12 protein-coding genes are annotated in these 12,274 nt (G+C 39.6%); 7 read left to right on the forward strand and 5 right to left on the reverse strand.

All coding sequences use genetic code 11. The annotated features are described in order from the left end of the window. The first annotated feature begins 27 nt into the window (after nucleotides 1-27). On the forward strand, nucleotides 28-555 hold the full coding sequence (scpB, locus tag IQ236_RS11535; protein ID WP_193869378.1) for an SMC-Scp complex subunit ScpB: 528 nt from the start codon (nucleotides 28-30) through the stop codon (nucleotides 553-555). A gap of 112 nt (nucleotides 556-667) precedes the next feature. Next, nucleotides 668-1,636, forward strand: coding sequence for a glycosyltransferase family 4 protein (locus IQ236_RS11540; RefSeq protein WP_193869379.1), 969 nt, complete (start codon nucleotides 668-670; stop codon nucleotides 1,634-1,636). A 118-nt stretch (nucleotides 1,637-1,754) separates the two neighbouring features. Here the strand turns inward: IQ236_RS11540 and IQ236_RS11545 are convergent, their stop codons facing one another. Beyond that, the gene (locus tag IQ236_RS11545) at nucleotides 1,755-2,528 is read right to left on the reverse strand and encodes a putative sugar O-methyltransferase (RefSeq protein ID WP_193869380.1); all 774 of its coding nucleotides are present in this window, start codon (nucleotides 2,526-2,528) and stop codon (nucleotides 1,755-1,757) included. Between the two features lie 213 nt (nucleotides 2,529-2,741). Between IQ236_RS11545 and IQ236_RS11550 the strand changes: the two genes are divergently transcribed. Together IQ236_RS11550 and IQ236_RS11555 are read left to right on the forward strand one after the other, a co-directional pair. After that, nucleotides 2,742-4,016, forward strand: coding sequence for an ABC transporter substrate-binding protein (locus IQ236_RS11550; protein ID WP_193869381.1), 1,275 nt, complete (start codon nucleotides 2,742-2,744; stop codon nucleotides 4,014-4,016). A 256-nt stretch (nucleotides 4,017-4,272) separates the two neighbouring features. Next, on the forward strand, nucleotides 4,273-4,605 hold the full coding sequence (locus IQ236_RS11555; RefSeq protein ID WP_193869382.1) for a DUF760 domain-containing protein: 333 nt from the start codon (nucleotides 4,273-4,275) through the stop codon (nucleotides 4,603-4,605). 68 nt (nucleotides 4,606-4,673) lie between these two features. Here the strand turns inward: IQ236_RS11555 and IQ236_RS11560 are convergent, their stop codons facing one another. Beyond that, nucleotides 4,674-5,894: an HhoA/HhoB/HtrA family serine endopeptidase gene (locus IQ236_RS11560; protein WP_193869383.1), complete on the reverse strand. Its 1,221-nt coding sequence runs from the start codon at nucleotides 5,892-5,894 to the stop codon at nucleotides 4,674-4,676. Between the two features lie 480 nt (nucleotides 5,895-6,374). Between IQ236_RS11560 and iscB the strand changes: the two genes are divergently transcribed. Both iscB and IQ236_RS11570 read left to right on the forward strand, forming a co-directional pair. Next, a complete protein-coding gene (iscB, locus tag IQ236_RS11565; protein ID WP_193869384.1) occupies nucleotides 6,375-7,652 on the forward strand; it encodes an RNA-guided endonuclease IscB in 1,278 nt (425 codons plus the stop codon). 80 nt (nucleotides 7,653-7,732) lie between these two features. Next, nucleotides 7,733-8,620, forward strand: coding sequence for a LysM peptidoglycan-binding domain-containing M23 family metallopeptidase (locus IQ236_RS11570; RefSeq protein ID WP_228041571.1), 888 nt, complete (start codon nucleotides 7,733-7,735; stop codon nucleotides 8,618-8,620). 10 nt (nucleotides 8,621-8,630) lie between these two features. Here the strand turns inward: IQ236_RS11570 and IQ236_RS11575 are convergent, their stop codons facing one another. The 3 genes from IQ236_RS11575 to IQ236_RS11585 form a co-directional block, all read right to left on the reverse strand. Continuing rightward, nucleotides 8,631-8,894, reverse strand: coding sequence for an MDR/zinc-dependent alcohol dehydrogenase-like family protein (locus IQ236_RS11575; protein ID WP_190519400.1), 264 nt, complete (start codon nucleotides 8,892-8,894; stop codon nucleotides 8,631-8,633). Nucleotides 8,895-9,235: 341 nt separating this feature from the next. Next, nucleotides 9,236-10,027, reverse strand: a complete 792-nt coding sequence (locus IQ236_RS11580) for a calcium-binding protein (RefSeq protein WP_193869385.1) — start codon at nucleotides 10,025-10,027, stop codon at nucleotides 9,236-9,238. A gap of 511 nt (nucleotides 10,028-10,538) precedes the next feature. Beyond that, complete coding sequence (locus IQ236_RS11585; protein WP_193869386.1) at nucleotides 10,539-11,669, reverse strand: class I SAM-dependent methyltransferase; 1,131 nt, start codon at nucleotides 11,667-11,669, stop codon at nucleotides 10,539-10,541. A 146-nt stretch (nucleotides 11,670-11,815) separates the two neighbouring features. Here IQ236_RS11585 and IQ236_RS11590 point away from each other — a divergent pair, with 146 nt between their 5' ends. Continuing rightward, entirely contained in the window at nucleotides 11,816-12,196 is a 381-nt protein-coding gene (locus IQ236_RS11590) for a DUF3110 domain-containing protein (protein ID WP_193869387.1), read from the forward strand. Nucleotides 12,197-12,274: the final 78 nt, after the last annotated feature.

Consider the following 12,274-nt stretch of genomic DNA (forward strand, 5'->3'; position numbering starts at 1 on the left):
ACCGTGATCTGTCATCTGTTTTTGAACATGAGTTTATTGGCAAAAATTGAAGCAATTTTGTACTTAAAAGGTCAACCCCTTTCCATTGGAGGACTAGCAGAATTAGCCCGGTGCGATCGCAAAGAAGTTGAAGAAGCATTAATTCAACTTATGTCTGACTATGCCCATCGAGATAGTGCCTTAGAAGTGGTAGAAACCGACTCTGGATATACCCTGCAACTCCGAGAAGCCTATATGGAGTTAATGCACACCTTAGTCGCCCCAGAGTTAGGAGTAGGGGCCTTAAGAACTTTAGCGGCCATCGCCCTGAATGGAGGGATTACCCAAACGGATTTAGTTGAATTAAGAGGATCAGGAGCCTATCAACAGGTTCAGGAATTGGTGGAATTGGGGTTTGTGCACAAACGCAAACAACCCAACGCCCGCTCCTATTGGCTACAAGTCACGAAAAAATTTCATCAGTATTTCCAGGTCGATCAGCTTCCCAAGCAATTATCTTTGAATTTTACCGAGGATCTACCCCTGGATTTACCCCTAGATTCGACCGTGCAGTAGTATTGACACTGATTGGGAGCAACAATTTCTTGATCAATTGCACCCAAAGATGGTATTCATTTATCAATCAGACATCTTTTGCACCGCCGATTTTTCCAGAGGATATTTTGTGATGAGAATTGCTCTTGTTGCTTGGGGTTACATTCCGGTTCCACCCTTATCAAATTCTATTTATACCCTACTCTTTGAGTATCAATCATTTCTTGAAAAACTAGGACATCAAGTTGATATCATAGATGAAGTAGATGTTGATCAAGCCCTAGATTATATCAATAACAAAAGTTATGATTTCGTACATCTACACGCCTATAATTTTGTCGATGATTTTAATCGAAAACTCAAGCAGAAATATTGTTTTACCTGCCATTATGGTTACTTGCTGAAAGAAGATAAATGGGAGGAAAACTTTCGACAAGCCTTTAAACCTTATATAGATGTGCCAGGTATAATTGCTGCTTCTCATCAAACAAAAGAGTTTTTTCTAAACAAAGGATACTCTGGGTTTATGAGAATGCAACCGAATGGTATTGATACTCAGAAAATTAATTTTAAGGAAAGAGGCAATAATAAAGCCATTTGTTTAGGTTGGATTCAACCCAGAAAGCGACAGAGATTATTGGCAGAAATTGTAGATGGAAAGTTATCCTTAGATTTTGTTGGCCCCTTGGATGATCCTGATTTTAAAGAAGGGAACACAACTAAATATTTAGGAATTTGGAGCTTACAACAGGTGTATACCCAACTCACTGATTATAATTGTTTAGTTCTTATTAGTGATGGGGAAGTTGCCCCTTTAGTTGTGCTTGAAGCTTTAGGAGCAGGCTTATGTGTGGTTATTTCTGAATCAGCGAGTGCTAATTTACAGAACAAAGAATTTATTAAAGTTTTACCTGATGACATTCTAACGAATGTGACCCCAGAAAATCAGAAAATTGTCACGGAAGCCATTCAGGAAATGATTGAAAAAAATCAAGCGTATCGTCAAGATATTGTAGAATATGTCAAAGACAATTTTGATTTTAGTCACCTGATTAAAAACTATATTAGAATTATTGATGAATTTACCAGCTTTTATTACTAAAGGCTAGGTTGGTTAAGTGATTTAAACCCGGATCATGAAAAGAAAAAAGGATGAATAAAGAAAAATTAGGGTTCGCAAGAACCCTAATCCATATCCTACTCTACAGGAAAGGGTGAGTTTACCAAGCTAAAGTACAATCTTTAGGGTGTAATATGCCAACTTCAGGCTTGATTCTAATTTGGGGAAGGATTTCAATCAACTCTTCTTTTGTATAAGAATTAAAATCTTCTGGGTTGATTTCATTGTACGTAATGTAGCCTCTTTTTGCAGACAAAAGCACTTTTTCTAAATAAATTTGTTGTACTTCTCGTCTAATCTCTGTAAAGGCATAATTGCTAATCACAAGATCATAACTGTCTTTGCATAATTCATTCATTGTCTTATAGATCAGCGTCGTGTTTAATGGGTAATGGTCTAAATACCTTTGTGCTAGTAGAAGAACAGGTTTCAAGTCAACTAATGTATAGCTTTTAACATAAAAATAACTACTGATAATTCTGCACAGACCTCCATAACCTACTCCAATTTCACATATATCACAGTTGTCTAAAGTTCCGAATTCAGATTCCAAATCAGACAGGATTTTTATGTATCGCAGGGTCGTTGGTGCAATTGTGCCAATACCTTCGTAATCAAAAACTCTAGGATTTCCAATTTGATCATTTTTCAGAAATTCATGAATTTTACTCAAGACATTAGATCCAGATTTTTGGGTGGCTTCAAAATACTCTAGACCTTGCTCGAAGGAGTCGTGTTCTAAGGTGATATTGTATATTTCATTTCGACGAAAATCTCGGAATGTGGCATCATCTAAACTGGCTTTCAAACAGAATTCAGGATAGTCAATATTGTCACTCAGGCTAGTTTTAAAAACCTTATCTTTGCAATCCATACTTATATTTCCCAATATCCTTTAGGCTGGTATTATGGCTCACAATATCATAGATGAGTTAAATCTTCAAGATTTTGGAAAAAATATTCCAAATCAACAGAATTATTAAGTTTGTCAGAAAAAACCAAATGATGTAATGATCAGTAAATACCGAGAGTACATTAACTGAGGTAACGAATGATATGGGCGATCACAGCATAGGGGTCTTTGTGAATGATAAACTTTGCTAGGCGGTTATCACCACTGGGAATTGTTCTTAGTATATGTCTCATATTTTTATCGAATTGTCAGGGCATTTATCAAAAACCGGATAGCTCCATTCATTTAAGCCTCTGGCAATCCGTCAATCCGCCTCCAAATCGGGATGTGTTTGAAAGATTAGTCGATAAATTTAATCAAACCCATACCGATATTCAGATAGAATCTATCTTTATTGGTCAGCCTCAATTGCCAAAAATATTAACAGCCGTTGTCGGAAATTCTCCACCGGATTTGTTAGTACACGACCCCCAATCCACAGGACAGTTTGCAGAATTAGGGGCAATTCTACCGTTAGATAATTGGGTGGAAAATTTACCCTTTAAATCTGATATTGTTCCCGGTTTATTTGAGCAATTGAGCTTAGACGGTCATATTTGGTCAAGTCCCTTATATACGGCTAATCTCGGTATTTTTTACCGACCGAAGTTGTTTCAATTGGCAGGAATTACAGAACTTCCTAAGACTTGGGAAGAATTCAGACAAGTGGCAAAAAAGCTAACAATTGACCGCAATGGAGATGGAAGACCTGAACAATATGGAGTGTTATTGCCATTAGGAAAAGGAGAATGGACGGTCTTTAGTTGGTTCCCGTTTTTATTAAGTGCTGGAGGCGAAATCTTAACGAATAATCAACCTAATTTTATCAATCCAGGGGCTATTCATGCCTTACAGTTCTGGCAGGATTTGATCAAAGAAGGTTCAGCGACTCTTTCTCAGCCAGAACGGGGTTATGAAGAGGCGGATTTTATATCAGGTCGAGTAGCCATGCAAATTACAGGCCCTTGGACTTATATTACCAAGTCTAACGTTGATTATGATGTCTTTCCAATTCCTGCGGATCTTAAACCCTCTACGGTTACAGCAACGGGCAATATTTATGTCATGAAAACTACTCCAGAACGAGAAAAAGCCGCTTTAAAATTCTTAGAATTCGTGTTAAGTGAGGAATTTCAAACCGAATGGGCAATGGGAACAAATTTTTTACCCGTTAATCTCAAATCTGTGGAAAGTCAAGACTACCAAGAATACCTCAAATCAAGACCCTGGTTAAAAGTATTTGTAGAGCAAATGTCCGTAGCGGGTTCTCGTCCGATTATCGCTGGATATACTCGAATTTCTGATACTTTAGGTAGCGCCATTGAGGCAACCTTATTAGGTCAATCTTCGGCTGAATCGGCATTAAAAGAAGCACAGAAACGATTAGAAGTGATTTTGGGACGAAAGTGACCGGAAATCAACAAACACCAGCCCCTCAATTCATTGATCACGAGCAGTCCAACCCAGAATTGACTCCCTTTGCCTAGCGCTTTTGATAGGGTGTGATAAGATGGAATTCATAATGATAAGCTGGTGGAGAACTGTAAGACTTGTTAGCAATTTTGCTAAACAGCGAGTTTCCGTCAATCAAGACTCCTTCGCGACACCGTGTTTGTCAGCGCAGGAGTCTCAACAATAGCATAAGCCTGACATAGAGACGCACATCATGGTTTTTAACCCTGACTTTCTCAGATCTGATGTTCAAGAGACCGCCGAAAACCCGTTGTTGACCTACCTGCAAAGTCAGCATCCTGATGTTTTGGCAACGGTGGCTCAGTCTGCCAGTTCAGAAATTAAAGAAATTATTAGTAGAAACGTTCAAGGATTAGTCGGGGTATTACCCTCCGATCACTTTGACGTGCAGATTACAACCAACCGGGAAAACTTGGCAGGTCTGTTAGCATCGGCAATGATGACGGGTTACTTTTTACGTCAGATGGAACAACGGATGCACTTAGAAGAAAACCTCTGTCGAACTAATTCCATTGACTCCAAGTAATCCGGTTTACACCCAAGGGCGGGCGGGAGTTTGGTAGCCTCGCATCTTCAGAGCGAGGTGGAAAAACCCTAATTATTAAATTCCCCGGCTAAAGCAGATTCGGGGAATACCCCGGTTTTAAGGATTAGGGTTTTTTGTTGACCCTGGCGATTAATTTCAATCGGAAGTTCCTCTCCGACGGCTCTGGTTTCAATTTGCTCTTGAACTTGAGACGGAGTGTTGACCGCAACACCATCTACTTTCACCAAAATATCTCCCTTGAGAATTCCGCCTTGAGCCGCCGGAGACTCTTCTACCACTCGTACCACAATCACCCCGGTATCTTGGGTGAGACTAACTTCCAGTTGTTGATCCATTTCCGCTTTGACCGTCGGACTTAGTTCCACCATTTGCACCCCTATATAAGGATGATCGGCTTTACCCTTAATAAATAGTTGACTAGCGATGCGAATCGCTGTTTCAATGGGAATGGCAAATCCTAACCCTTGAGCATTCGCGCGAATTGCCGTATTAATCCCAATTACATGACCTTGATCGTTTAACAATGGCCCCCCAGAATTTCCAGGGTTAATGGCGGCATCGGTTTGAATGAAGCGAACTCGTTTATCAGGAATTCCAACCTGGGTACTAGAACGACCTGTGGCGCTAATAATGCCAATGGTAACGGTATTATCTAATCCTAAAGGATTGCCAATGGCGATCGCCCACTGTCCCGGAACTAAATTCTCCGAGAACCCAATGGGGGCTGTGGGTAACTCCTTACTGTCAATTTTCACCGCCGCTACATCCGTTATGGGATCAACCCCTTTAACTTTCCCTTCAAAAACGCGACCATCATTTAACGTGACTTGAACGCTATCCGCCCCATCCACAACATGAGCATTGGTAATAATTCGGCCATCGGAATGCAGAATAAATCCTGAACCGGTACCTCGACGAACTCGTTCTTCTGGGGTGGGGATTTGAGTCCCAAAGAAGCGTTTAAACAGAGGATTTTTAAAGGCATCGGGGACATCTTGTTCTGTTTTGCGAGTGGCATCAATGCGAACCACCGTTGGGCCAACAATTTCTGCGGCGGCGGCAATAAAATTCGGACTACTACGGTCAATGACCTGTTGTTCTAAAACCGTTGGAGGGGCAACAGTTGGCAAGGGTTTGATGACGGCGACGGTCGCCGATAATTGGGTAGGGTTGTTGGTTTGGACATAGCGACTTCCTAACCATCCCGCCCCTCCTCCGAGGGAGAGTAAAGCCAGATATACCGTAAACTGTTTGAAAGATAAATCCATCTGTGTTGCCGTCTGGAAATACAATTCTGTTGGGGGTCTAGCGGAACAGGTTCTGTGTCCTCTAATCTTAAGACGAAGAGTATTGAATAACGACTCTTTAACTTTAATTAGCACATCTTGAACCTTCAGTTTGTGATCTGTGCGCCACAATGTTGATACAGCGACTCGCCCAAACCAGAGTGCTGATCACTCACTGGGGGAGCCAAAGGTGATCCGCTCATTTGAAGTTAAGTTTAGTAAACAACCCCCACTGACTTGAGTACAAGTACAGTGGAGGCTTTGAAAGAAGCCGATAGTTTACCAGCCCAAGTCTTAACTGACTACGTTTTTTGAGTCACGACACCAGAGGATGCGTAGCTAGTCTTCTGCTCTGTCTCCAGTGATTAAACATCTTTATCGGGTTAAGGACGTGTTACTGGACTAAAAAGCTCTTAAAACATTGGCGAAGCTAACATTACCCTAGCAATAGGAGAGGCAGAAATGTCCAATTACGCATTAGTAATTGACAACAAAAAACAACCCTTAAGTCCCTGCCACCCCGCGGTAGCCAGGAAGCTTCTTAAGGAAAAGAAAGCGGTTATTTTCCGAAGATATCCGTTCACAATCATCCTCAAGAAAACTCTTGAAAATCCTCAATCTGAGTCAATAGAATTAAAATTAGATCCCGGTTCTAAAACAACCGGAATTGCTTTAGTTCAAGGTAAAAAAGTAATTTGGGGAGCAGAACTCACTCATCGGGGTCAAGCGATTAAAGCTAGTTTGGAATCTCGTCGGTCATTGCGTCGTTCCCGAAGAAACCGTAAAACCCGTTATCGTCAAGTACGGTTTTTGAATCGCACCCGAAAAGAAGGTTGGTTAGCACCCTCCTTACAACATCGAGTAGAAACAACTTTGACTTGGGTGAATAAATTGATTAAATTTGCACCCGTTAATTCAATGATTCAAGAGTTAGTCAAGTTTGACTTACAAAAACTTGAGAATCCTGAAATCTCAGGAGTTGAATACCAACAAGGGGAATTACAAGGATATGAGGTTCGAGAATACTTACTGGAAAAATGGAGTAGAAAATGTGCTTACTGTGGAGTAGAAAATATTCCTTTACAAGTAGAGCATATTCATCCTAAAGCTAAAGGAGGTACTAATCAAATTTCTAATCTTTGTTTAGCTTGTGAAAAATGCAATCTAAAGAAAGGGACTCAAGAGCTTGAGAAATTTCTAGCCAAGAAACCCGATGTCTTGAAGAGAATTTTGTCCCAATCCAAGCGTCCTTTAAAAGATGCTGCTGCGGTTAATTCAACCCGATGGGCTTTATTTACCCGATTAAAAGAAACGGGTTTATCTGTTTCTACGGGTAGTGGGGGTTTAACTAAATTCAATCGAACTCGGTTAAATTTACCGAAAACCCACTGGTTAGATGCAGCTTGTGTTGTCCAAGTTGACTCACTCCAAATTCTAACCCGTCAACCGTTATTGATTCAGGCAACAGGTCATGGCTCAAGACAAATGTGCAGAACAGATAAATTTGGTTTTCCCTCTCGTTATGTTCCTCGTTTTAAATTTGTTAAAGGATTTCAAACAGGTGATATTGTCAAAGCCATTGTCACTAAAGGAAAGAAAATTGGAACTTATATTGGGCGGATTGCGGTTCGTTCAAGTGGGAGTTTTAATATCAATACAAAACCAGGACTAATTCAAGGAATTAGTCACAAATATTGCACAATGATTCACAAAAAGGATGGTTACTTGTATGCAGCATAGAACCCGACCTCTGTTTCCTCTCACCACTGACCTGATTACAGGTTCAGTGGGAGTCTCCACAGAGGAGGAAAGATGAATCCATGATCATGAGGTTTGAACGCTTAGGAATAGTATTGTTGGGATTGATCGGAAATCTGATGGGGATATTCGCGAGTCCTATACCCTCGGTGCAGTCACAAGAAGCTCAACAAGAAGCTCAAGCGGTTTGTCCATCCCCGGTTTTATCTCGTTTAAAACGTCATCGTCTGGCTGCTGGGGAAACGGTGGAAAGTATCGCCCGTCAATATAATTTAATTCCTGCAACGTTACTGGGGATGAATCCGATTTTACAACGGGGGTCAGCACCTCTGGGAGCAGAAATTCTGATTCCACCTTACAATGGCATTCAAGTGGAAATTCCGGCGGGTCGGTCTTGGCAAGACGTTGTTAAAGCTTATAATGCTCGTCCTGATGTGGTTTTTGAAGTCAATGGGTGTCAAACTCAACCTATAGCGTTGTTTCTTCCCGGTGTGAATTGGTCGCCCAAAGGCCCCCCTGTTCCGGCTTTCTCTGTCCTATCGGGCTATCCCCTCCCCCAACCGACCCGCATACAAATGGGTTATGGTTGGCAATTAAACCCGGTTTTGGGTCGCGTGGTGTTCCACAGTGGTTTAGATTTAACCGCAACGGTGGGAACTCCAGTGTTATCCGTTGGAGCCGGAAAAATTGCTTTTGCAGGACAACGGGAAGGTTATGGAAAATTAGTGGTTGTTAATCATGGGTCGGGGAAACAAACCCGTTATGCTCATCTGGATACAATTAATGTAAAAGTCGGTCAACCTGTCAATTTAGGGGATGGATTAGGGACAGTGGGAACTAGCGGACAACCGGATAGTGACTCACCCCATTTGCATTTCGAAATTCGTTATAATTCCGAATTAGGATGGATTGCAGAAGATCCCAATCCTTATTTTAATGGGAGACGATAAAAGCACTGAATTATTTTAATCCCTTCGGCAAAGTTCGACTGACTTTGGCCGGACAGCAAATTCTATCGCCATCTCGATATCCCACAAAACGAACATAAACCCTTTCTCCCGGCTGAATATCGGTAACATCCGGTTGATGAAATTGGGGATTATATTCTACTTGTTGCCAAGGAGTGCCAATCCGTTTATAACCCCAATTTTCTAATAAACCATCAATAGAACTTACGAAAGAAATTATATTTCTATTCAGTAAATTAGGGCTTGATTGTATCATTTTTTCACAGTATAATTTCCTATTTATAATAAGGATGAGAATGGTTATAAGATTGGGTGAGCTTTCCTCCTGCTTTCTTCCATCTGGGATTACTTAATATTGTAGTTGCCGTATCATTAATTAAAGGAGAAATGAATCGGATTACCCGAAAATTTTATAAAATCTTTAAAAATTAACTCAAAAATCGAGGAATAGCTTTAAAATAGTTCACATTTGTTTACATCAATCTTTAAGTCCCTAGAACCCTATAACAGTCAATTTTTAGATGTTTTTCAGCCAAAAATTTGAACCCACCCCCCCTACTCTTGAATTGAGGGGGTGGCTTTAAGTTCAGGGAAGGATTAAATAAAGACATATTGATTACTATCAAACGTCGATGCAATATCTCCTTGAACAATGGCTAATAATTGTTTTGAACCATCTATATTCTGTTTGAAAATAGCAACCCCTTCCGGTACATTTCGAGGAGAACTATCAATTGAATACAACTCGGGAACACCCCCTAAAAGTAATTTATCTTCATCTCCATTAAAATCAGTAATTAAAGTATATCCTAAACTATCACTAGAAATCCCTAAAAGCGTATCATTACCGCGATCTCCTAATAGTAAATCGTTTCCTGTCCCCCCAATCAAACTATCATTTCCTTGACCTCCATAAAGACTATCATCTCCACCATCCCCGAACAGGGTATCCTGATCATTATTCCCAAACACAAGATCTGGGTCTGGCCCCCCATAAACCGTATCAACTCCGACATCACCAAATAGGGTATCAATTCCTGAATTTCCGATGACTAAATCATTCCCTTGACCTGAAAATAGAATATCATCTCCATTTTGTCCTTCAATAAAATCATCTCCTAGGAAACTGGAAATCATATCATTTCCATCTCGACCTGTAATCACATCACGATTAATTGTTCCAACTAAAGTATCATCTTCGTTTGTACCAATGAGTGATGTAGCAGGGCTTAAGGGGGAAATTTGATCTCCATTTCGACGCAAAAAGAACGAATCTGCACCATCACCTCCAATGAGAGTATCGACTTCACTATCAAATACAGTCACAATTGGGTTAGAGGTTATTGTTTCTCTAGCAACTGGGTTAGATACGGGTTCAAAACTTAGCATTGTACTTCAGGGTAAACAACAAAAGGGTTACAGAGGAAGACAACATTTTAATATCGATTAACCCGATTTCAGGAAGTACAAACACATCCCTGAAATCTCATCTTGTTTTCTAGCCTCTGCCTCTGGAATAGTAGACTCTTGTTAGCTTACAGAATCAGGATGATTTTTAACAATCTTTTAGAGATAATTCGTAAAATATAGGTCAAATTTTGGTAAGATTTTAATAGATATGTTAAAATTCTGATAAATTCAAACTATAACAATAATTTTTTGTGCTAAAATTATAAATTCACACGCTATTCAAACAAATTTACGAAAAAATCCTATATAGAGCAATCCTAATTAGGTTATAATCATTTACAACTGACATGAAACAACCAGAAGTATTATCTGGCGTTCCCAATTCCCAATTCGTAATTCGTAATTCGTAATTCGTAATTCGTAATTCGTAATTCGTAATTCGTAATTCGTAATTCGTAATTCGTAATTCGTAATTCGTAATTCCCTTTACTCAAATAGGATTACTATAGATTTGAATTAAATTTTCTACCGTTGTGGTTTCAAAAACCCATTCTAATCCTTGGGAATTGATAGCTTTAATTAAAATAATAGATTGTTGAGAATTTTTACCCAGAGGAACTTGACAAGACCAAGACCATTGAGATTCAGTTGCTGAGGGTTGAATAGATAATAAACAATTTTGTATTAACGTCCCATTGAGAAAAACTAAAATTTCTTTTAATTGGCTATGAAGATTAATTTCTGATACCCATCCTTTTAATAAAAGGCTTCCCTCTGAGGTTAATTCACACTGTTCTATTTTTCCTTGGGGGTTGTGACTAAATTTTAGGGAAGATAAGGGTTTTTGAGGATGGCGGGTAACTAAATATAAATCTTGATAGCGACAAATTCCGTGAGGAATTCGAGAATAAATTGCTTCTCCTTTACTAATGGTATTTAAGCAATTAGCCACAAAGGTTTCACCGACATAGGTTGTGCCATATTCATTAACATCTAAGCTGCGACTTTCACTATTAGGAATAAATAAAATATCCGAGGATGAAATGGCTAAATGAGAAGGTAATAAATCCCGATCATGAACACTAAACATTAACATTCCTTGGGGAGACAGCAAAGAATAGAGTTTTTGTAACCACGAGAAAAACGTAGCTTCAGGAAGATGACTAAAGAAAGAACAAGCTAAAATACAATCAAAGGATTGTTGAATTGGATAATCCTGGGGATAGGTTGTTGAAACAATTCCTTGAACCCCAAATTGTTCGGTTTGGAATTTTACCGCTTGAGCATAAATATCTGAAATCCAGATCTTTTGAGGAGGAATATCCTGAACTAAAAATCGAGTGAAACGTCCATAACCACTGGCAAAATCTAAAAAGGATGAAATTTGATTCAAATCTTCAAAATTCCAGTTTAAAACCTGACGGACTGTATCTAATATTCGACGACCATTAAAATAATAACGAATACAGGCGCGATCTGGTGTACTGTGATTAGCTAAAGCAAATAAATACATCTCATCCTGATCACAAATAGCGGAATTAAATGTAGCGGGAAATAAGGTTTGATCTTGAATAAACCGTTGCAAGGCTAAAGATTGACAAGATAAATCAACAAGCTGCATTGACTGTTATAAAAAATAAAAGTTTTTCTCTCAATGTCATCTTACAGAAGACTGTTACCCAAAACAATCAGGCAGACCCTGGAAAAATTTTGACGGTTTGGCTGTAAGATAGTAAAGCTATAGTTATTACAACTTCATGAAAAGCTATGCGAGTTTACGTGCTGCTGTTCAATGCGGGAACAGAAAATGAGGGGATTCATACGATTCAGATGGGCGATCGCAATAAAGTGTTAATGTTTGAAGATGAGGATGATGCCACCCGCTATGGCTTGCTGCTGGAGGCTCAGGATTTCCCGACGCCATTGGTTGAAGCTCTTGATGCCGAGGAAATTAAGGACTTTTGCCAAAGCGTTGATTATGACTGGGAACTAATTGCATCTGGAGAGTTAGCCATTCCCCCGGAACAGAATGTGGATAAAACCGACTGGCAAATTGAAGCCGCCCCGTTACAAGAGGAAGAGGAAGAACCCGAATTTGCCTCTCCTGAACTGGATGATATTCGGAAACGACTTGAAGGATTATTGTAAATGGGGTTATTGGGACTTAAACAAATATTAAGCCAAATCAAGCCTAAACTTGCTTTGTAGGCTGCAAATAAATCCTTA

Source organism: Planktothrix mougeotii LEGE 06226 (genome assembly GCF_015207485.1).
GTDB lineage: Bacteria > Cyanobacteriota > Cyanobacteriia > Cyanobacteriales > Microcoleaceae > Planktothrix.